This is a genomic window from Pseudovibrio sp. Ad46 (assembly GCF_001623065.1).
GTDB lineage: Bacteria > Pseudomonadota > Alphaproteobacteria > Rhizobiales > Stappiaceae > Pseudovibrio.
Genome location: NZ_LMCG01000041.1, coordinates 316,280 through 335,943, shown reverse-complemented (window position 1 = coordinate 335,943; position 19,664 = coordinate 316,280). Strand labels below are relative to the sequence as shown.

The following is a 19,664-nucleotide window of genomic DNA, read 5'->3' as shown; positions in this document are numbered from 1 at the left end:
AGTCAAGGCGGCGGAGACAACCCGTCGCCAGTTACCTCTCACAAATACTTCACCCAGTCTTCGTAGCGGCGGTCTACATTTGGGGTGCTCATGGCCCTGGTCCAGGCGATGCCAGCGGAGTTTCGGGCTTCGGATGGGGTCATGGAGAAGCGTTTTTTGAAAGCGCGGCTGAAGGTGCTCTCGTAGGTAAAACCGAAGGAAAACGCGATTTCCGAGTTGGAGCGGTGGGCATTGCTGTTGCTGATGAGTGCCATCATTGCGCCCTTGAGACGTTGCTCCAGAATGAAACTTTTCACACCGCCGTAATTGCGGAACATCTCATATAGCTTTGAACGTGAGATACCTGCTTTTATGGCCACAGTTTCTGGTGACAGATCCGGGTTCGACAGGTGCTCACTGATTGTTCGTTTTGCCAGCATAATTTGTGCGGCATGGCTGTTTGCCTCCATCAGAACCACACCTTCAGACGTGCTGTTCAAACAGGCCGTAACGAGTGAAATCGTTGCCGGGTTAATATCTGCAGCTTGTGACAAGCTCAGTTGACCCGACAACTCTTTCAACGTTTTAATATGACTATAAAGAAGCTGAACCATGGGCTGCGCGGCAGGCAATCTCCGCATATGCTGCCCATCTGGATAAACCAGCTTAGGTTCGAGCAACTCCCTGGGAATAATCAGGGATAGGTTTGAAAATGTATTGGTCCAGGATTTTGATGTCCTGGCTAAATCAAAAATGATGAGGCCATCCTGTGCGACAGAATGTTGTGCACCGTCATGCTCGAAAATCATGTCTCCTGTTTCAAACAGTTGGATCATGAAGTGGTCCATCCCATCTTTTGCGATAGTCAGCTCACTCCTTTCCCAAAACTGCTTTCTGCTTTTTGTCCGGGCCAGAATAATTTGCCCGAACATATGCGCATCTACTTCTGCAGTGAATTCATCAGACCTGACGGCATGGTCTGCTTCCACCTGAAACATGAAGGAGATACTTTCCTTCCAGAGAGGGAAGCGCTCATCTGGCGCAACGCCATCAACGGAAAACACAGCCTGAGGAATAGGCTGAGAAATCTCCGCTCTTGGCGCTCCGTCAATGAGATCCACCTCACTCAAAATATGTCCTCGTAAAATCAACTCAATTTATACGTGCTTTTACTAAAACCTTATAGCAATTATATACATCTCCAAGAGCCCCCCGAACAATGACGTGGCGTCCAGATCATTGTGCATTTTGTTTGGAACTTCCTGAAAACTGAGTTTTTTCCTGAGAATCTTGCATTGATGCATGAAGCGAGCACAACGTGCGGGGAAGACGACGGCATTAGTTTCCGGCCCAATGGCTCTCATTCAGGTGAACGTAATGTGATTAAACTGGGAACGGAGCTGTCTTGTATTCCCCTTTCCAAACTCACACCTAAAGAAGTGCTCACTGCACATATCTCGATTTGTGCGTTTCCCCATCGAGCTTCTTAAGGATCTCCCAATGGCCCTGGATACATCTGTTCCTCCTGCCTCCTCGTTCGTAACCGTATTGCCCACACTGCTGCTGGCCGGTGTCATTGGCGAAACCGCCTTTGAAGCTTATGCCTGGTTTGTCTCACCGCTTCTGTTTGGGCCTGTTCTGGAACCTGCGTATCTCGTTACAGCACTGGCGAACAAGTTAATCGGGCTCTCCATTCCATACGGCCTTGCCTTCCTGATCCACTTTTCCGTTGGCGCAATTGTCTTTCCGCTTGCTGTGCTTGCAGTGCATCAAGTGACCAGACTTCGGTTTTGGATTTCTGGCGTGGTTGCTGGTGTGCTCCTCTGGTACATCGCGCAAGGTATGCTCGCGCCCTTTATTGGCAGAAGCTTCATGATGGACTTTGGCGCTTATACGCAGTCCTCATTCCTCGGACATGTGGGCATGGCCGTTGTGATGGCTTTGGTTTTTATGAAGGTGTCTGAAGGCCGCAAAAACCATCGCTAACACCAAGACTTGGAGAGAGTGCAAGGCACCCTCTCCTTCTGCTCCACCTAAACCGCGGCGGAGTACTTCAGCCGGATGACCAACTGCTGCGTATCCTCATTAAAGTCTTCATGCATTTCCTCAAAGCCGTAGCGAGCATAAAAGCCACGCCCGATTGGATTGTGCTTAAAGACTTCCAGTTCAACGCTGTCATGAAGCGAGGTGGCCTTGTCCATCAAAGCCTTCCCGAGCTTGCGCCCGTGAAAGTCAGGATGCACAAACAGTCCGCCCACTTCATTGCCAAGCAATGAAATAAATCCGACGACAGCGCCGTTCATTTCAGCAACCCATGTCTCTGCATTAGGCAGATACATGTTTCGGATGTTGTCGGTTTCATGAGCTAAAAAGCTATCGTTCAGAAAAGGGTGAGCGAGTTTGCTGGCCTTGAGCCAGACGTCAACAATGGACTCGGTGTCGCGAGTTTCAAATTTGCGGATCATTTCTATGTCCTGAAGAGTGCCGTTAATCGGCGCTTGATGTTCGGAAAATGAAGGCGTGCAGAACCAGCCGTACAAATGGCACGGTCTTAAGGTTGAAAGCATGCATAGGGGTTCTTCGTTTGAACCCTCAGATCCGGGACATCAAATCTCCTCTGAAACACATTAGGAATACGCAGCCTAAACCTCAGGGGCTCAATGTCAAGGCAACTCAGATTTCCAAGTTCGACGTGCTGCTAAGGGTGCAAATATCTGCGCCTTACCATCTCATGATTTCCGGAAAATATTAGCCGGCTTCGGGACTTGATGGTGAAGACGCAACCGTTGCCCGTATCCCATTCCGGACGCGCCTTCGCCACCGAACAGGCTCGTTTCACCGTCAAAAACGGGTAAAAAACATTCCAGAGGACAGTTTTAAACATATTATTGAGCCAAAAAGGCAAGTTTATTCGCTCAGTGAACTGAGTGAAAACCTTCCCTATAGTGGACCCTAATCCTCTGAGTTCTCTACTTCCTTGATTTTCGTTAGGTCCTTTTTGCTTTCAAAAGGACAACTGCAAGGTGCCAATTGCGCAAAAACACTTGCGTTAGATCAACGTCCTTCATCTACGCAACAGTACGATTGGGTTGATCGTGGGAGAGGTCTGTAAAAATGTCTACTACAATAGTTAGCAGTGAAGTGGAGAAGCTCGCTGAAATTCCCTTGCTTAAACGGTTGAGTACCGAGGCAAGAGAACAGCTGCTTCGGGGTGCCACCAAAAAATCTGTCTCGCGCGGTGAGATGATTTTTTTTCAGGATGATAAGGCAGACGCGTTCTTTATCGTGCTGGAAGGATGGGTCAAAGTTTTTCGCGCGACAAGCAGCGGTGATGAAGCCGTTGTAGGGGTCTTCACCCGTGGGCAAACCTTCGCTGAAGGAGCTGCCTTTACAAACTCAAACTATCCAGCCTCTGGTGAAGCGGTTACGGATAGTGTGGTGCTTTGCATTCCAGTGGCCCACCTGGCCAACTCAATCGCAGCAGATCCGAACATCGCGCTGGCAATGATGTCGTCTTTGTCCATGCATCTGCATCAACTTGTGTTGCAGATTGAAGGACTGAAGACGCATACCGGTGCACAGCGTGTTGCCGAATTCTTGCTGAACCTCAGCACAGAACCTGCTGGTTCCTGCACATTGGTGTTGCCCTACGACAAAGCACTCATCGCGGGTCGTCTGGGTATGAAACCGGAAAGCCTGTCTCGCGCGTTCCAGAAGCTGAAAAGCTATGGCGTCGAGGTCAAACAGAACCGGGCAATCATTTCCAACGTTCAGGTTCTGCGCACATTGGTAGAGCAGGAACGCACAGTGGTCATGCATTCAAGCCACGGCTAAGATATTGCGCTAAAATGATTTTATTCGCTTGTCCACGCCTGGGTTTTCATCCCTCATAGGCTTGTTTGATGAACTCGCCAAGATGTTGTAGTTCCTCTCCCCGTGGTGAGCTTTTTCGCCATACAAGCGCTATTTCTCTTGGCAGTGCCTTATCTACATCGATGAGGCACACATCATAGTTATCCGTCAGTCCTGCAGTAATCGCGACGTCTGGCAGAAGTGTAGTTCCCAGCCCTTCTGCCACCATACCCACCAGAGTGGAGAGGCTAGTCGCCTCAAATGAACTGTCTTGAACCGGGCCGTCGGGTAAAAATGCAGACAGGGCATGCTGTTGTAAACAATGCCCTTTTTCCAGCAACATCATCTTGGTATCTGTCAGGTCCTGCCCTTCTACATGTTGCCGGTTTGCAAGCGGATGTTGAGGTGTGACAGCCAGTTTGTATCCATCTTCAAACAATGGAAAATGAACAAGGTCGCCAATCTCAAATGGGAGTGCCAGCAAAACGGCATCCAGATGCCCGCTCTGTAATGCAGCCAACAGGTCATGGGTGATGCCCTCTTTGATAAAGAGGCGAAGTTCCGGAAACTTCTTCCGAAGCTGCGGCATAATCCCAGGAAGCAGATAAGGTCCAACTGTAGAAATCACCCCCAGTTTCATGTCTCCAGACAGGAACTTAGAGTTTGCCGCAGCAAAATCTACAAAGGCTTTTGTATCGAGCAGGATGTGACGTGCGCGATCAGCCAGTGAGTTGCCCAGAGGTGTAATCGTGACAGAACGCTTGGTTCGTTCCGCCAGATGAACACCAAGATTCTGTTCCAGCTCTTTGAGCGCTGTGCTCAGAGCTGACTGGCTCACATTACATTTTTCTGCTGCCTTCCCAAAATGTTGCTCTTCAACAAGTGCCACCAGAAATTCCAGCTGGCGAAGGCTTGGTAGATGACTCATATGCTTTATAGATCACTGTATTATCATTAATCAATTTCACTAATTAATGTAGATCGATATTGTGCATTTATCAAATCAATTGAGCCCGAGGAAAATAAATGTCAGAAGAAACTATCATCACATTGCCGCAGCTGAACACACCAGCACCAGATTTTACTGCTCCGACGACTGATGGCACCAAATCATTGAGTGATTACAAAGGCCAATGGCTGGTTCTCTTTTCACATCCAGCTGATTTTACGCCTGTCTGCACAACCGAATTCATTGCTTTTGCGAATGCAGCAGAAGACTTTGGCAAGCTCAATACAGCATTGCTTGGCCTGTCTATCGACAGTCACTACTCACACATCGCGTGGATGCGAAACATCGAGGAGAAGTTTGGCGTTCACATACCCTTCCCGATCATTGCCGACCTCTCAATGGAAGTCGCCAAAGCCTACGGCATGATCCAGCCTGGAGCCTCAGACACTTCTGCTGTTCGCGCAACTTTCATTATTGATCCTGAAGGAATTCTGCGGGCGATGGTTTACTACCCAATGACCAACGGGCGTTCAGTTGATGAGTTCCTACGCTTGATCAAAGCCTTGCAAACATCTACCGAACACGGTGTTGCAACTCCAGAAAACTGGCAGCCTGGTGACAAAGTAATCGTGCCACCGCCAGCAACAGCGGATCTGGCTGAAACACGTAAATCAACTGGTTATGAATACGTTGACTGGTACTTCTCTAAGAAAGATGTGCCTGCTTAATACGAAATCTGTGACGGAGTTCAGGCGATCAAATTGCCTGAACATCTCACTCAAAAATCAGAGTTATCTCAGAACAGCCCTTGTAGGCTGTGCGGGCAAATCTCGTAGCACTGAAACTCTTTGGTTAGCGAAGCCACGAGTTAAGCCAATTTCTTGCAGATAGCTGACCAGGTGCTGAGCCAATGCATGCTCGCAGCCAATTACCGGTGCAAGTTTACATCCCGCAGGAGCGCTCCCCATAATTTTGGAGATATCTTCCTGGCCGTGTAGGCCTCCACTGGCAAACAGCGGAACAACGGTTGCATCTTCGGAAAGCGTCAGGACAGCCTTTTCGACGAAAGGTTCCTCGGAGAGGAATGCCACGCGAAGTTGCTTGTAACCGTAACGAGCTTCCAGACGCTCTTTGAGTTGAAGCGCGCAAAGCCGTGATTCCGGTCCGACAGTCGAGCCATGAGCAACAATTAGCACTTCCCGGTCGAGTTCCGGCTTTAACAACGTGCTTTTGCTGTTTGGTGCCAGAGTACTTTGAATACTCTGTGAAACCAGATCAGGTAGGAAGGGCAATACACCAAGCGGGGGTAACAGCTTGATATACTGCCCATCTCGGTTCAGATTTTGCCATGCACCTTCTTTCTGTTGTTGCAGGTTTGGGTCCAGCCCCAATCGGCGAGGCAGGACTGTTTTGCAGAAGTAGCCGTTACTTAAGAGGAGAGGAAGCACAAGCACGCGCTCGTGCGGGAGGCTTTCGACTACTTCCTGTAGCGGCGGGGTTCCTTTCATCACCCCACTCACCACATCCAGTTCGGGCAGTAAGGGCGCGAGAGCATTTTTCAGGCGAACGTGGCCTGGTGTATTGTCGGCGCCCTTGCCGCCCAAATCTCCATGAGCAGCAAGAACAAGTGCCAGGTCGCTAGTGGCTTGTACCAGCGGAGAACGTGATCTTGTTCCAGACATTGTACTTTCCAGATGGCTTACTCATTGGAATGCGCTTCACTTCTTCAAGCGTTTTCGCATCATAAATGATGATCATGCCGTCATTTTCCCAGATAGAGAGAATGGCGTGGCTGCCATCACGGTCAAACTCGATATGAGCAGCGGTTTTACCCGGGAGCGGTTTCAGCGTCTTTACGATCTCAAGCGTTTCTTTATCGATCACGTACATCTGGTCCTTGTTTGGACCAAAGAACACGTCCGCCCAAGCGTACTTGGAGTTTTCGTGAGATCGCATGAAGAAGCCCGGACCCGCCGTATCAAGTGTCTTCAATACGGACCAGTTGGACATGTCGATCACAGAAATCTTGCTCTCGCTCAGATGCGGCGTCACCATCACTGGTTTCCCCTGCCACTCCCAGCTGATGCCGGAGCCTAGATGCGGGAAGCCGGGTAGATCGATTTTGGCAATGGTCGCGCCTTCATCCATGTCCACCACGACACCGCTCTTCCCGTCCCGAGACGATCCCATCAGGTGTTTGTAGGACTGGTCGAAGAAGAAATCGTCCATCGGCGCATCAACCTGAATACGGCGCAGAGCGAACAAACCTTCGGAGGTTGGCTTCGCACCATCCTTGCCGTAGTTTTCGGCATCGACATAGGCATCAAACTCAGGCTCTGCCTTTGGATTGGTTGCCACTTCCCAGACTTCAGGCACATCCTTCATGGCAACAACGAAGCTGTCACGTTCTGGTGCCTGATAAACTGCAGAAACACGTGTGGTTTCGCCGCCCAAAGACTCTGCATCAAAGATCTTCTCAACGGTGAGGTCCTCAGCAGACAACATCACCAGAGAATGTGGCAGGTAGTTCGCCAGTGCAATGTGCTTGCCATCGCGGGAGAGCGCGATGTTGCGGGCATTGATGCCGCCGCGCACTTCGCCAACCACTTTCAGCGCCCACATATCGTACTTGGTGATCCAGCCATCACGGGACATGAAGAACACGTAGTGTCCGTCCGGTGTGAACTTAGGGCCGCCATGCAGTGCAAACTGGGTTTTGAAGCGGGTGAGCGGCTCAAACGTATCGCCATCCATGACGGTGGCGTAGTGATCCCCGGTCTCCACAACCACAAACAGGTTCAGCGGATCGGATTCATAGACCGGCTTTTCAACGGGCTTGTAGTCCTCGTTGAACACGCGGGTCGCGTTGATTTCCTTTTCACCCCACACCGGCATCGCGCCCAATGGGGTCTTTACTAGGTTCACCAGATCAGCAACCTGCTGATCGTTGAGCTGATCACCGAAGGCTGGCATCTGGGTGTGAACACGACCATCCTTGATGGTCGACGTCGCAGCACTTACGCGCAGACGCTTCAGGCTTTCCGGAATGAGCGCAGGGCCGATGCCGCCTAAGCGGTCGCCACCATGACACTCTGCACAAAGCTCCTGATAGGTGCCCTTTGTGGCATCAGAGACCGGATAGAGCTCAAGCTTTTTACCGCGTGCTTCCGCAGCGCCTGCCAACATGCAGGTTGCCAGCAAAACTCCGGCGAGTTTAGGCATAAACGTGTTTGGCTTCATGACGAGCTCCCCGGAATGGTGTTGTTTCAACGCGCTGGTGGTTTGCATCCCCAAGGCCGATCTCTTCATCCGTCAGGTAACAGGATGGATCTTCCGCCCAAGGGTCGCCCGTCAGCTGCAGCGCGCGTACGCGCGTGTTGCCATTACAGATGTTGAAGTATTGGCAAGATCCGCAGCGGCCTTTGATCTGGCGCGGGGTCTGCTTCAAACCAGCCATGACCGGATCGGATACATCCTGCCAAATCTCCGAGAACTTGCGTTCTTTCACGTTGCCGATTGTGTAGTGCCACCAGAAGCTGTCCGGATGCACTTTGCCGGTGTTATCGATGTTGCCGATGTTTACACCAGAGGCGTTGCCACCCCAGCGCTCCAGCATATCTTCCAGATACCCAGCTTTTTCCGGCATGTTCTCACGCACCCACTGCAACAGGTAGATGCCATCCGCATCGTTGTTGCCGGTCACGTATTCGTTAGACTTGCCAGCCAGCACATCTTCCCACGCCTTTTCAATCAGGTGGGTCATGGCTTTACGGGTCACGTTCAGGTGCGCATCTTCACCACGGTTTTTGTTGCCGCGGCCTGCATACACAAGGTGAGACAGGTAGATCTTGTCTACTTTCTCGCGGGCGCACAGGTCCAGATAGTCATCCAGCGTATCGGCGTTGTCTTCTGTCAATGTAAAGCGCAGGCCAACCTTCACGTTTTCCTCGCGCAGGTAACGCACAGCCTGCAAGGACAGGTCAAACGCGCCATCCATGCCGCGGAAGTCATCATGCACCTTGCCAATGCCATCCAGTGAGATGCCGACATAGTCGTAACCGATCTCACCAATCTTACGCGCCATATCTTTGTCGATAAGCGTGCCGTTGGTGGACAGGGCGGTATAGAAGCCAAGCTGCTTGGCATGGGCCGACAGCTCCAGCATATCCGGGCGCATCAGCGGCTCACCACCAGAGAAGATGATAACCGGGACGCGGAAGCCCTTCAGGTCATCAATAACCTCATAGGCCTGCTTGGTTGAAAGCTCGCCGGGAAAATCTACATCGCCTGAGGTTGTATAACAGTGCTTGCACTTCAAATTACAACGGCGGATCAAGTTCCAGATAACAACCGGACCAGCAGGTTTACGCGCTGGTGGAAGTGGATACGGATCCGCTAGAGCTTTGAGATAATGGGTCAGACGAAACACGCGGGCTCTCCCCTCTGCGACGAAGTCTAAGTCCTGTTTTTTTCAGGGTTTTTGTCGAAAACAGGACATCATTTCCATTGCATGATGTCCCTATGAGCGCCTCTATTTCCTTGACTAAAGTCAGACACTCTTCGCGAGTCTTTCCATGCACCATGGCAAAGACATTGTACGGCCATGTGGGTAGCCATCTTGGGCGCTGATAGCAGTGGGACACAAAGTCCAGAGAACCCATCATTTGTCCAATGCGTTCAACGTCCTCATCAACGATATTCCAGACGGACATGCCGTTGGCACGCATGCCAAGGGCGCGATGATTTGGCACAGCCGCAATACGACGAATTGCACCGTTTTCTTTCATGGAAGCAACGCGTTCCAGCACCAGCTCTTCGCTCACGCCAAGCTGATGGGCAATCTGCGCATATGGCTCGGAAACTAGCGGCAAACCTTCTTGCAGCGCAGCCACCAGAGCACGGTCAAATTCGGAGAATTCTTCGATACTATGCGTGCTCATACTGGAACCTTAAACTCAATAAAAAACTCGCGTTCTTTCGGGAACTGCCGGACCGGGATTCCGGTCAGCTCTTCAATGCGGTTCCCGCAACTCTCAATTTCGTCAGGGGTTTCCGTGGCAAGCACGAACCACATATTCAGCTCGTGATCACGGGCATAGTTGTGCGCCACCTCTTCCAACGAGTTCACCTGTTCAGTCACCTCGTCATAGCGCTCTTCCGGTACAGCCATAGCGCACAGACAGAAGGCCCCGCCCATTTGAGCAATGTCGAACATTGGCCCGAAACGAGTGAGGATACGCGTCTTAAGCAGCCATTGCAGGCGCTCAAGCAGCAAGTCTTCTGCAATGCCCAGTTCTTCTGCGACCGCCGCATACGGCTTTGAGACAACCGGAAGGCCGTCCTGCAAGCGGTTGATCAGCTTGCGGTCCAGATCATCCAGATGCACCTTGGCAGGTTCATTGAGGTGGGCAATATCTGTGCTCATGCACTTACTCCAACACTGCGAGACAGACGGGCACCACGCTGCTTGAAGCACTTGGTGGAGAACAGCACGTCGCTGCTCATCACGTGCTGCGTGGCCGTGGTGGAAAGCCGGTTGATGACCTCCAGCGCCTCTTCACGGCTGTTCGCGTGGGTCATGGTGTACAGGTTGTACGGCCAAAGCGGCATCTCTCTGTTGCGCTGGTAGCAAAGGCTCACCATCGGGTCTGCAGAGAATATGGCGCCAACGTCATCAATATGCTCATCACGAACATTCCAGACCGTCATCGCATTCGCCTTGTAACCGATGGACCGATGCCGCACGACCACACCAAACCGGCGAATGATGCCAGAATCCTGCAGCACTTTCAGCCGTTCAAGCACGGTGGTTTCCGAGCGCCCCAGCTTCAGCGCAATGCGCAGGAAAGGGCGGTCCGAAAGAGGAATGCCATCAGACAGTTTTTCCAGCAGGTTGATGTCACCAGGCTCCAGAACCGACATATCGACCGGCGGGAGTACGGGGGTCTTCTTTTCCAGCCGCTGCTCTGTCAAAGAAAACCCCAGATCCAGGTGGAAAGCCTTTTCCATCCGAAAAGCATGAACGACCAGATTGGTGTTCTGCTCAATACGGGCGAGCGTGGCCTCTAACGTCGCCCGATCCCGTTCAACAACCACGAACCAGATATTGAGATCATTCTCACGCAGGTAGTTGTGGTTGACCCCCGGCTCATCGTTGATGAGCTGCGCTGCCGTTTCCACAAAGTGTGGAGGCGCTGACACTGCGGCCAGGCAACTCGCGCTCACTGTATTTGGAGCCAATACCGCGCCAATGCGCGAAATGACGCCATTTGCGACCAGCCGTTCGTAACTGCTGATCGCGTCTAAAGCGTCCACCCCGGTTTCCCGGGCTATGAGATTGAATGGCTTAGGGACAAGCGGAAAATTATGCTGCCACTTGTCCACCAATACGAGATCAATATCACTCAGCTGTGCGCTCATATCGCAAACTCCCCAATCGCTCGGGCGGCCAGTGCCGCCCTGGGAAAGCCGGGACCTAAAGCCCCAGCTGGTGTGCACGTGAAGTAAAGAAGATGCCGCTTGGTTTTTCCGCTGGCAGAACCTCTTTCAGGGAGAAATCCGTTGTGTCGTAGACATGAATTTCATTCTTGTCACGAACGGACATCCAGACTTCGTTGCCGCGCGGAGTGAACTCCATATGCAACACGCCCGGTCCCGGCTTCATCGTTTTGATGATCTTGCGGTCCAGAATATCGATCACCTGAATGGTATCGTTGTGTGGAGGCGCAAAGTTCACCCAGATCTGACGACCATCAGGACGCGCCATGGCAAACACCGGCTGACCATGTACCTTTACGCGATCGACTTCAGTGAAGTCACGCTCATCCATGAACAGCACTTCGTGGCGGCCAATGGCAGGCAGTGCGTACATGCCGTTGGCTTTCGCCCAGCCTTCCAGATGGGGCATCTTGTAGACCGGAAGAGGCTCTTCCCCCTTGCCGTAGCCATCCATGATGCGTTCAACTGTCAGAGGCTCTTTCCAAAGATCCACATGAGCCAGACCGTCTTCACCAAACAGGCCAACGATGTAGTGGCGGCCATCGCCCGTAACCAGCGCATCGTATGGGAAGACGCCAATGTCTTCGAGTTTGGTGATCTCAGGCTTCAGGCTCTTGGAATAGTCCAAAATCCATGTTTGCTCACCATCCCAAAGGGAGAAAGCAAAGCGACGACCGGGCAGATCCACAAGTCCAATGGTCTTGGACTGATTGCCAACTTCGTCATAAATCGCAGGCACTTCGGAGACCAGCTCCAGAGTTTCCGCGTCAAATACATTCACGCCGCCCGGCTTGTAGTTGGCGACGGCGATCAGCTTACCATCATCAGAAATGGCGCCGCCGATGGAGTTGCCAGCCTGCATAACGCGGCCAACAAGCTTGCCAGTGAGCATATCCACTTTGGACAAGCCACCATCGCGGCCAAACACATAGGCGTAGCGCTCGTCTCGCGAGTAAACAACAGAGGCGTGCGAGAGGTTGCCCAAACCCTCTACCTGAGCCAGCACAGTACGGTCTGTGCTTTCGACAATCAGGGCTGTTCCTGTGGCTCGTTCGATAATCAGACCCAAATCGCCCGTGGCGCGCAGGTCTTCAGAACTGGCTGCAGAAGCAAATAAAAGACCCGCACCTAAGGCTGCGGCAGCAAAAAACGTCTTCACTTGAATGCTCCTGTTTTAAGACCTTCCGCAATGAAGGCCGCTTCAGTTTCGGTGAGGAAGCCGCGCCATGGTGGCATTGCCGTTCCCGGCAATCCGCCAAGGATCACTTCCTGAATGACATCAGAGTCCATATGTTCCAGATTTTCTGGAAGGATTGGCCCTCCAAGACCGCCCTCAAGTGTCAGACCGTGGCAGGACCCACAGTCCTGCTGCACGAAGTCTGTCAGCTTTTCGCGATCAATGATCTTGAGGGCCTCTTCATCGGCAAGAGCCCCAAGGGGCGCTCCAGTCAGCAACGGAAGCGCCAGCACCCCAGCCTTCAGAAAAGAACGCAGCGGGTTTTGCACACTCCGCTCTGTCTTAGCCATTGATAACCTCCAGATGAGGTCTATCGCCCCATTTTGCCTCACTGCCGGAGAAGGACGGCAGCTCCAGAGAGTCTTTTAGACCCACAACATCACCAATCATGAACAGTGTCGGCGCTGGTAGTTTAGCTGCCTTGGCCTGCTCACCGATTGTGGTGAGTGTGCCGAACACTTTCTGCTCTTCCGATGTGGTGCCTTTCGAGATCGCAACAGCAGGCATATCAGCAGGCATGCCGTGCTCTACCAGCTTGGTAGAAATCTCGGCGATGGCGGCAAGGCCCATGTAGATCACGAGGGTGGTGTTAGGGTCCGCAAGGCTGGCCCAATCCAGATCGAGGGGTACATCTTTCTGGCAATGCCCGGTTACGTATCTTAGCCCCGTTGCAAGGCCGCGATGCGTGAGTGGCAGGTTTAGGCTTGAGGCACAGCCTTGCGCAGCTGTGATACCTGGCACGACTTCATAGTCGACGCCGGCAATGACCAGTTCAGCAGCTTCTTCACTGCCGCGGCCAAAAATAAACGGATCCCCACCTTTAAGGCGCACAACACGCTTACCTTCTTTGGCGAGATCAACGAGTAACTGGTTGATTTCTTCCTGAGGAATAGGATGGCTCTTCGGCTTCTTCCCGACAGGATAAAGAGCTGTCTTAGGTGGAACCAGATCCATAATTTCCTGAGAGACCAGACGATCGTAAACAACGACTTCAGCGTCCTGAATGCGCTTCAGAGCTTTCACTGTCAGGAGATCCGGATCACCCGGTCCTGCGCCAATCAGACTGACCTTACCAATGCCTCTCATAACTCATTCCTCAAATCGAAACTGGCGAAAATAGAGGGGCAATCCGCGCCCCTCTGGTGATCTGGAGTGTTGCCGAACCGATGTCTTTTAAGGTGTTAGAGACATAGAACTTGCCCCAAGGAGCAATCAGGGGTTCGTCTTTGATGGCACCTTCATAATTGAGAGTGTTGTCATCAAATGCTGCTGGCTTCTTACGAGCGCTTACAGCCACGGCGCTGACTGCGCATTTCTGCGCGATACTGGCCAAAAAACGGAGAATTGATTTAAACGACACCATAAACTCCAATAGAAACGAACCTTACCCGGCATCGTTATGTAAGCTTGCCCTCGAGCTTCTTACATTGACCATCGTCAAGTTATTGTGAGCGCCTCATGAAAGGCTAATATTAGCATATATTTCAATAGCTTGATGTGTGTAGAAATTTCACAGAAATGCAACCGCATGTGGTGATATCCCAGCTAAATTGACATAGGTCACGCGAAGGCAAAAAATACGTAGACTTCCCACAATAAATAATCGTTCTAAATTGGAGAAAGAGATTCCGTTTCAGGCATTTACTTCCCGGCAACGGCAAGTTGGCGCCCGACCAGAGCTGCACGGAGTGCGCGTTTAGGGAATAAACGTAAGGTCAGATTGGAACCGACCTTTTTACCTAACGGAACCTTAACCCCGTTGCCAAGCAACGTTTCCACCACTCCCCCATCCTCAGTAGGTTGAAATCAAAACCAACAAGCACTTGAGTGCTGCCGACGTGAGGAACCGCTACATGAGTGAGGCGAAGCCTTTTTCCTTCCTGAGCCCTATCAAAAACCCGCCAGCTTACGTAATGGATCCTGAAAAAAAGCATCTGGAAATCACTCTGGATGTTGAATACGACACCAACAATGTTTTCAGCTTTGAAAAGCCTCACAACGTCCCAACCTACACCCGGGTCTTCACAAGCGATCTTACCAAAGAAGCTGGAAACACTCTGACTGGCCCAACCATTGAGATCAGGCCAGGTTCAAAGCTGCAGATCCACACACACAACAAGTTGCCGGAGCAGGACCAGACCGAGCCTGATGACATCAACTTCCCTTACGGGTTCAACAACTACAACATCCACACACACGGCCTGCACGTGACGCCGGAGTCTCCCGGAGATAACGTCTGCATGACCATTCGCCCCGGCGAAGCCTATGACTACGAGTACGACATTCCAGCGGATCACCCTCCGGGGGTCTACTGGTATCACCCGCACAAGCACGGGTCCGTGGCCTTGCAGGTTGGCAGCGGCATGGCTGGTATGATTATCGTGCGTGGCGCGTTTGATGATCAGCTCAAAGAGATGGGTGTGAAGGAATACTGCATGGTGTTCCAGAACATTGCCGTCAACGCTGAGGGCAAGGTGGAGGACCAGAAGCAGGTCGCCAAGTTCCCCAACAGTGAATACAACATCACGGTCAACAGCCAGTATTGCCCGATCATCAAGGTAAAGCCGGGAGAGCTGATCAATCTGCGCCTGTTGAACGCGACCACACGCTCGTCGATCAACTTCGAATGCCCGTTCTTCGGGCAGATGTTTATCTACGGGTATGACGGCAACCCCACTGACAACTACCGCAGACAGGGGGGCATCAGCCTTGCCCCTGCGAACCGCGCGTCTATCCTGCTGAAAATCAGCGAGGCAGCCACGCCCGGAGCTTTCTATTACGTGCAAAATGACTCGGTCGAATACCAGTTTATTCCGCATTACAAGTACCACAACAACCCGCCACTCTTTGCCATTGAGGTGGAGCGCGGCGAAGAGATCGGCGCAGCGATCTACATGCCGAGCGAAACAGCTGAGCGCACCACTCCACCGCCTTTCCCTGAAAGCCTACGTGGTGGACTGCTGGAACCAATTGGCCCAGAAGAAGTAACGAACAAACGCACGCTGACCTTCCAGGCGAATACGCTGGACAATCCCGACAAGTACTACCGCGGGGTGAACGTCACCATCGACCACGGCCAGTTTGGCGGCTGTGAGGTGGTCAATCATTGGGTTGAACTGGACGCCGTGGAAGAATGGACGCTAGAGAATGAAAGCGAGTTTCCGCATCCCATCCATATCCATGTGAACCCCATGTATGTCTTTGAGATTCAGGGCGAAGACCCCTTGGATTACACGCTGGAGCTTCCGTTCTGGGCGGACACCATTCAGGTTCCACCTCATGGGCATGTGAAATTTTGCATGCGGTTCAAGGACTTCGTCGGCAAGTATCCTTTGCACTGCCATCTGCTCTACCATGAAGATGGCGGCATGATGCAGCACGTGAAAGTCGTCAGGGATCTGAAAGAAAAAGACGACTGGAACAACAACCAATAACGGATTGAGACAACATCGGGTTCACATGACTGAGGTACACGGCATCAGCCCTAACAACGAGCGGAAGCCAAAACGAATGCGCAGCTTTTCTCTGAGCCATTTTCTGCTTACCAACCCCATTGGTTATGGAGTAATGCTCGTACTTCAGCTGGCTGTGGTGGCAATGATCACGCGGCCAGATACCCTTCATGTATTTGAAGTTGCTTTCATTCTCGCTATATTCTTTGCAGGCATGGTCAGCCTGCAAAACGCAGGTATGCCCAGCTACCTCTTCACGTATTTCTGGAGCGGGTTTGTTTATGGCGGGCTCGGTATGATTTTAGGCCACCAGATCGACCTGTCCATTGACCAGAACCTGGCAATGCAACAGATGAACAGCCTGACACTGGCTGCTGTTTATCTGAACTGGATGACCCTCATCATGGTGGGCGCCTGTATTGTAACTTGCTTTTTCGCGGATCACCGCAAAGGGCATCCGGCTTCCAAAAGCGCAAAAACCTTCATACACGTCTTCGCAATTTCCATGATGATGTTTGGCGTTTACGTAGGCCATGCACTCAATCTGATACTGCACCGGAACACGTTTGACCGGTTCTATCTACAAGTCCTTGCCATGAGCATCTTCTTCACCATCGGCTATTACTGCGCTCTCAAGTGTCATGACTTGCTTCGTGACAGAAAGAAGGCCTGAGTGGCCCTCTTTCCTTTTGCTTACCCAACCTTCTGCGGTGCGGAATACCGCTTCTCCAGCTGTGCCTGTATCATCTCAAAGACGAAACTAACCGCCCAATAGATGAGCGCGGCGCTGATCAACATCTCAAAGTGTTTGAACTCGGAGCGCCCAAGCGTCCGTGCCAGATACATGAGTTCCATAATGCCCATGGCAGACACCAGCGAGCTGTCCTTAAGCATAGAGATGAAGTTGTTGCCCGTTGGCGGAATGATGATGCGGATTGCCTGAGGCAAAACCACCTTCCACATGACCTGCCAGGGCTGCAAGCCCAGAGCGGCGGCGGCTTCTGACTGTTGCCGTGGAACCGCCTGTATGCCCCCTCGGAAAATCTCCGTCATATAAGCCCCGTAACTGAGCGACAAAGCCAGAATACCTGATGGGATTGCATCCAGTGTGATGCCAAGTTGCGGCAAACCCAGATAAATCAGATAAGCCTGCAACAACAACGGCGTACCGCGAAAAAACGAGACGTAGAACGTTGAAGCCGCATAGGCTGGACCTGAGTTGGACAGACGGGCAAGTGCGCCAACAAATGCCAGTAAGCTGGCGCAAATGATGGACGCAAACGAGACAAAGAGCGTGTAGAACAGCCCCTTGTAAAGCAGGATCGGCAACCGCTCGATAATGAACGGAAACGACAGATCAAACGAGTAGAAGAACCCCAGAAACAGCGCCAGAAGCTGCGCCCAGTAGATCGGCACTTGCACCTTCATTGGCAATTTGGAGACGAACACTACGTCTGCTGTGATCACCGCAGAAATCGCGAATGCGGCCAGCACGGAAGCGGTATCAGGGGCCACATCAAGGTTCAGAAGGGTCGTCAGGTATTGCCCAACGCTGCTCAGATCAAACGCCATGAGCAACGCTGCCAGTACCGCGAAGAAAACCAGGCGCCGGGAGGGCGCATGGCTAAACAGGTTCACGAGAAGTGTCATAGGACCAGCCGCACTAGTGCGTCGTGGTTACAAGGTCAGCCCCAAACCACTTTTTGGAAAGCTCAACCAAGGTACCGTCTGCCCGCATTTCCTCAATGATTTCGCCGACTTTCTGAGAAAACTCAGGGTCATCACGAGACGTCACAACGGCCAAAGGCTCAAAGAACACCGCTTCTCCCAGAATACGGATCGGATAGTTCGCCTTGATCGCTTCCAAAATGGTTGGGACCGAAGTGATACCAGCATCCAGACGCTTGCCATCTCCCAAACGCAGGTCATCCAGAACGTTGCTGTCAGCCTCATAGGTGCGGACTTCACCCGGTGTCACCGCAAACTCGAACGCAGGAGAATAAGCCGCGTCCAGCTCCAACTCGTGCTGAAGATAGTACTCGAAGGTTGAACCTGTGCTGGCCCCGATGCGCTTGCCATTCAGCTCCGAAACCGTCTCATAAGACGCGTCCTTGTGCACGTAAAACGCAGCAGGCGTGTAATAGTAAACTGCTGGAAAATCGAGCACTTTCGCGCGGGCAGGTGTTGGCGTCATGGAACCGATGGACATCTCCCAGCGCCCGCCCCACTTGCCGGATGTAATGGCCTCCCAAGCCGGGTTCAGGAACTCTGCCTTTGCCCCCATACGTTTGGCGACTTCTTTTGAAACATCAATGTCATAACCTTCAAACACACCATTAGCATTCAGAAACGAAGCTGGCGGATATCCGGAGTTGGTCGCGACGCGGATCACCTTGCTTTCCATGACGCGGTCCATCACTTCGCCGGAAAATGCGGGTTGAGATAATGCCAGCAAAGACACGCTGACAACCGAGCCAATACTCGCGATTGATTTAATAATATTCATTTACCCCTCCAAATAATAATATTATCCGGGTGATCCTAGGCAACAGAACCAAGGTAAACAAGAGATTCTCATTTATTCATATATGAATACATTTCAGTTTCACTGAGTGAAATCTATAAGGCTAATCTATTTATTCTTCTGATTGCCCATTTATTAGATAGTATGCGCGATGACTCATAATAGTCATCGCACATACATCTTCATCTATTGGTATTGAACCGTGCTGCCTTCTGCGATGACATCAAGATCAGCTTCATGCCTCTCCATCGCCTGCACCAGTCTCCAGATCGGTTCAAGGAACAGCCCAAACGTGGAGTGATGAATCGGCAGGACACGTTTCGGCTTCAGGCGATCCACCATATCCACCACATCTGCGGCATCCATGCTGATCTTCCCAAGAGCGCCCGTCACACCCACCCCGCCAACATGCGGCACAAGAACGTCAATGGCACCAAGGGCTTGGACTTTGGCCATCACATCATCTACCGGGAAGGTATCGCCAGTCCAGTACATGGTCCTGCGATAATCACCGGCCACGAACTCAAAGAAGTACCCATTACCTGGCCCGAGGATCTTTAGGATCTCCACATTCTCAGAATGCTCAGCGGGAACTGCCGTGATGGTGATCTGACCAGACTTAGTCGGGAACACCATTTGCTCGCCCCATGGCAGAGCGGTGATATTGGAAAAGCCCTTCTTTGCAAGTACTTGCTTGTCAGGCTCTGTCGTGATCATCGCCATGTCAGATGCAATTCTCGCCTCTGCTGCTGCATCAAAATGGTCTGGATGGGAATGACTGATCAGTGTTGCAGTCACCGCTCCAAGATCAAACGCAGGTAAAGCCCCAAATCTTGGTTGCGGTTTGGTATTGGGTCCCTTGGCGAGATCAAACATCTCATTCGGGTTCGGCATCACAATCGCCTGCTTCCCAACGCCAAAGGCAGGATCCGTGAGGAACGTCACTCCATCAAAACTGATGAGCATTGTAGCGCCGCCAAGCCACTGTATCGACAGCGTTTCCTCTGACGAGCTATTCGCTTTTGCATGTGCCAGTAAGGGCAAACCAACGGCAGAAACCAGTGCTGTTGTTCCACTCAAACCAAGAAATTTCCGTCTGTTCATCTTGTCACCTATCTCTGTATGGAGCATAGGGCTAGCAAACTCTGAGCGGCTGGAGTATTCAGATAATAC

21 protein-coding genes are annotated in these 19,664 nt (G+C 51.9%); 5 read left to right on the top strand and 16 right to left on the bottom strand.

Annotated elements, in window-relative coordinates; genetic code table 11:
* Positions 1–38 precede the first annotated feature (38 nt).
* Positions 39–1,100, bottom strand: coding sequence for a helix-turn-helix domain-containing protein (locus PsAD46_RS10800; RefSeq protein WP_244272100.1), 1,062 nt, complete (start codon positions 1,098–1,100; stop codon positions 39–41).
* Between the two features lie 379 nt (positions 1,101–1,479).
* On the opposite strand from PsAD46_RS10800, the gene PsAD46_RS10795 reads away from it, so the two are divergent.
* Positions 1,480–1,965 carry a hypothetical protein gene (locus PsAD46_RS10795; RefSeq protein ID WP_063306817.1) on the top strand — a complete coding sequence of 162 codons (486 nt, stop codon included), beginning with the start codon at positions 1,480–1,482 and terminating at the stop codon, positions 1,963–1,965.
* A 47-nt stretch (positions 1,966–2,012) separates the two neighbouring features.
* Here PsAD46_RS10795 and PsAD46_RS10790 read toward each other — a convergent pair whose 3' ends face one another.
* Positions 2,013–2,444 (bottom strand): GNAT family N-acetyltransferase, encoded by a 432-nt coding sequence (locus PsAD46_RS10790; RefSeq protein WP_063292896.1) that lies wholly within the window; start codon positions 2,442–2,444, stop codon positions 2,013–2,015.
* Between the two features lie 649 nt (positions 2,445–3,093).
* Between PsAD46_RS10790 and PsAD46_RS10780 the strand changes: the two genes are divergently transcribed.
* On the top strand, positions 3,094–3,813 hold the full coding sequence (locus tag PsAD46_RS10780; RefSeq protein WP_208980901.1) for a Crp/Fnr family transcriptional regulator: 720 nt from the start codon (positions 3,094–3,096) through the stop codon (positions 3,811–3,813).
* Between the two features lie 46 nt (positions 3,814–3,859).
* Here the strand turns inward: PsAD46_RS10780 and PsAD46_RS10775 are convergent, their stop codons facing one another.
* Positions 3,860–4,759, bottom strand: a complete 900-nt coding sequence (locus PsAD46_RS10775; RefSeq protein ID WP_063292897.1) for a LysR substrate-binding domain-containing protein — start codon at positions 4,757–4,759, stop codon at positions 3,860–3,862.
* Positions 4,760–4,857: 98 nt separating this feature from the next.
* Between PsAD46_RS10775 and PsAD46_RS10770 the strand changes: the two genes are divergently transcribed.
* Positions 4,858–5,508 carry a peroxiredoxin gene (locus PsAD46_RS10770; protein ID WP_063292898.1) on the top strand — a complete coding sequence of 217 codons (651 nt, stop codon included), beginning with the start codon at positions 4,858–4,860 and terminating at the stop codon, positions 5,506–5,508.
* A gap of 63 nt (positions 5,509–5,571) precedes the next feature.
* Here the strand turns inward: PsAD46_RS10770 and PsAD46_RS10765 are convergent, their stop codons facing one another.
* Genes PsAD46_RS10765 through PsAD46_RS10720 form a run of 10 tightly spaced genes read right to left on the bottom strand, consistent with a single transcriptional unit; the run spans position 5,572 to position 13,875 of the window.
* Positions 5,572–6,462 (bottom strand): CbiX/SirB N-terminal domain-containing protein, encoded by an 891-nt coding sequence (locus PsAD46_RS10765; RefSeq protein ID WP_084404385.1) that lies wholly within the window; start codon positions 6,460–6,462, stop codon positions 5,572–5,574.
* Positions 6,419–8,020 (bottom strand): nitrite reductase, encoded by a 1,602-nt coding sequence (locus PsAD46_RS10760; protein ID WP_244272095.1) that lies wholly within the window; start codon positions 8,018–8,020, stop codon positions 6,419–6,421. Before PsAD46_RS10760 ends, PsAD46_RS10765 begins: the two co-directional genes overlap by 44 nt.
* Entirely contained in the window at positions 7,995–9,209 is a 1,215-nt protein-coding gene (gene nirJ, locus PsAD46_RS10755) for a heme d1 biosynthesis radical SAM protein NirJ (RefSeq protein WP_063292899.1), read from the bottom strand. Before nirJ ends, PsAD46_RS10760 begins: the two co-directional genes overlap by 26 nt.
* Entirely contained in the window at positions 9,145–9,720 is a 576-nt protein-coding gene (locus tag PsAD46_RS10750; protein WP_057463307.1) for an AsnC family transcriptional regulator, read from the bottom strand. Before PsAD46_RS10750 ends, nirJ begins: the two co-directional genes overlap by 65 nt.
* Positions 9,717–10,205 carry an AsnC family transcriptional regulator gene (locus tag PsAD46_RS10745; protein ID WP_193776935.1) on the bottom strand — a complete coding sequence of 163 codons (489 nt, stop codon included), beginning with the start codon at positions 10,203–10,205 and terminating at the stop codon, positions 9,717–9,719. The genes PsAD46_RS10750 and PsAD46_RS10745 overlap by 4 nt, the downstream gene beginning before the upstream one ends.
* Positions 10,202–11,200, bottom strand: coding sequence for an Lrp/AsnC family transcriptional regulator (locus PsAD46_RS10740; RefSeq protein WP_063306815.1), 999 nt, complete (start codon positions 11,198–11,200; stop codon positions 10,202–10,204). The genes PsAD46_RS10745 and PsAD46_RS10740 overlap by 4 nt, the downstream gene beginning before the upstream one ends.
* A gap of 55 nt (positions 11,201–11,255) precedes the next feature.
* A complete protein-coding gene (locus PsAD46_RS10735) occupies positions 11,256–12,437 on the bottom strand; it encodes a cytochrome D1 domain-containing protein (protein WP_057463309.1) in 1,182 nt (393 codons plus the stop codon).
* Positions 12,434–12,805, bottom strand: coding sequence for a cytochrome c (locus PsAD46_RS10730; protein WP_057463310.1), 372 nt, complete (start codon positions 12,803–12,805; stop codon positions 12,434–12,436). The genes PsAD46_RS10735 and PsAD46_RS10730 overlap by 4 nt, the downstream gene beginning before the upstream one ends.
* Positions 12,798–13,601, bottom strand: a complete 804-nt coding sequence (cobA, locus tag PsAD46_RS10725) for a uroporphyrinogen-III C-methyltransferase (protein ID WP_057463311.1) — start codon at positions 13,599–13,601, stop codon at positions 12,798–12,800. Before cobA ends, PsAD46_RS10730 begins: the two co-directional genes overlap by 8 nt.
* A gap of 10 nt (positions 13,602–13,611) precedes the next feature.
* On the bottom strand, positions 13,612–13,875 hold the full coding sequence (locus PsAD46_RS10720; RefSeq protein ID WP_153040725.1) for a hypothetical protein: 264 nt from the start codon (positions 13,873–13,875) through the stop codon (positions 13,612–13,614).
* Positions 13,876–14,368: 493 nt separating this feature from the next.
* Here PsAD46_RS10720 and PsAD46_RS10715 point away from each other — a divergent pair, with 493 nt between their 5' ends.
* Together PsAD46_RS10715 and PsAD46_RS10710 are read left to right on the top strand one after the other, a co-directional pair.
* On the top strand, positions 14,369–15,949 hold the full coding sequence (locus PsAD46_RS10715; protein WP_063306814.1) for a multicopper oxidase domain-containing protein: 1,581 nt from the start codon (positions 14,369–14,371) through the stop codon (positions 15,947–15,949).
* A gap of 25 nt (positions 15,950–15,974) precedes the next feature.
* The gene (locus PsAD46_RS10710; protein WP_063306813.1) at positions 15,975–16,640 is read left to right on the top strand and encodes a hypothetical protein; all 666 of its coding nucleotides are present in this window, start codon (positions 15,975–15,977) and stop codon (positions 16,638–16,640) included.
* Positions 16,641–16,660: 20 nt separating this feature from the next.
* Here the strand turns inward: PsAD46_RS10710 and PsAD46_RS10705 are convergent, their stop codons facing one another.
* The 3 genes from PsAD46_RS10705 to PsAD46_RS10695 all read right to left on the bottom strand — a co-directional run bounded on the left by PsAD46_RS10705 (position 16,661) and on the right by PsAD46_RS10695 (position 19,595).
* Positions 16,661–17,617: an amino acid ABC transporter permease gene (locus PsAD46_RS10705; protein WP_063306812.1), complete on the bottom strand. Its 957-nt coding sequence runs from the start codon at positions 17,615–17,617 to the stop codon at positions 16,661–16,663.
* A gap of 13 nt (positions 17,618–17,630) precedes the next feature.
* Positions 17,631–18,473: a transporter substrate-binding domain-containing protein gene (locus tag PsAD46_RS10700; RefSeq protein WP_063306811.1), complete on the bottom strand. Its 843-nt coding sequence runs from the start codon at positions 18,471–18,473 to the stop codon at positions 17,631–17,633.
* A 204-nt stretch (positions 18,474–18,677) separates the two neighbouring features.
* Positions 18,678–19,595, bottom strand: a complete 918-nt coding sequence (locus PsAD46_RS10695; RefSeq protein ID WP_208981778.1) for an MBL fold metallo-hydrolase — start codon at positions 19,593–19,595, stop codon at positions 18,678–18,680.
* Positions 19,596–19,664 lie beyond the last annotated feature (69 nt).

Coding starts and splice junctions, on each gene's coding strand:
- PsAD46_RS10795 (WP_063306817.1), top strand. CDS start 1,480: ATGGCCCTGGATACATCTGTTCCTCCTGCCTCCTCGTTCGTAACCGTA.
- PsAD46_RS10790 (WP_063292896.1), bottom strand. CDS start 2,444: ATGATCCGCAAATTTGAAACTCGCGACACCGAGTCCATTGTTGACGTC.
- PsAD46_RS10780 (WP_208980901.1), top strand. CDS start 3,094: ATGTCTACTACAATAGTTAGCAGTGAAGTGGAGAAGCTCGCTGAAATT.
- PsAD46_RS10775 (WP_063292897.1), bottom strand. CDS start 4,759: ATGAGTCATCTACCAAGCCTTCGCCAGCTGGAATTTCTGGTGGCACTT.
- PsAD46_RS10770 (WP_063292898.1), top strand. CDS start 4,858: ATGTCAGAAGAAACTATCATCACATTGCCGCAGCTGAACACACCAGCA.
- PsAD46_RS10765 (WP_084404385.1), bottom strand. CDS start 6,462: ATGTCTGGAACAAGATCACGTTCTCCGCTGGTACAAGCCACTAGCGAC.
- PsAD46_RS10760 (WP_244272095.1), bottom strand. CDS start 8,020: ATGAAGCCAAACACGTTTATGCCTAAACTCGCCGGAGTTTTGCTGGCA.
- PsAD46_RS10750 (WP_057463307.1), bottom strand. CDS start 9,720: ATGAGCACGCATAGTATCGAAGAATTCTCCGAATTTGACCGTGCTCTG.
- PsAD46_RS10745 (WP_193776935.1), bottom strand. CDS start 10,205: ATGAGCACAGATATTGCCCACCTCAATGAACCTGCCAAGGTGCATCTG.
- PsAD46_RS10740 (WP_063306815.1), bottom strand. CDS start 11,200: ATGAGCGCACAGCTGAGTGATATTGATCTCGTATTGGTGGACAAGTGG.
- PsAD46_RS10730 (WP_057463310.1), bottom strand. CDS start 12,805: ATGGCTAAGACAGAGCGGAGTGTGCAAAACCCGCTGCGTTCTTTTCTG.
- cobA (WP_057463311.1), bottom strand. CDS start 13,601: ATGAGAGGCATTGGTAAGGTCAGTCTGATTGGCGCAGGACCGGGTGAT.
- PsAD46_RS10715 (WP_063306814.1), top strand. CDS start 14,369: ATGAGTGAGGCGAAGCCTTTTTCCTTCCTGAGCCCTATCAAAAACCCG.
- PsAD46_RS10710 (WP_063306813.1), top strand. CDS start 15,975: ATGACTGAGGTACACGGCATCAGCCCTAACAACGAGCGGAAGCCAAAA.
- PsAD46_RS10705 (WP_063306812.1), bottom strand. CDS start 17,617: ATGACACTTCTCGTGAACCTGTTTAGCCATGCGCCCTCCCGGCGCCTG.
- PsAD46_RS10700 (WP_063306811.1), bottom strand. CDS start 18,473: ATGAATATTATTAAATCAATCGCGAGTATTGGCTCGGTTGTCAGCGTG.
- PsAD46_RS10695 (WP_208981778.1), bottom strand. CDS start 19,595: ATGAACAGACGGAAATTTCTTGGTTTGAGTGGAACAACAGCACTGGTT.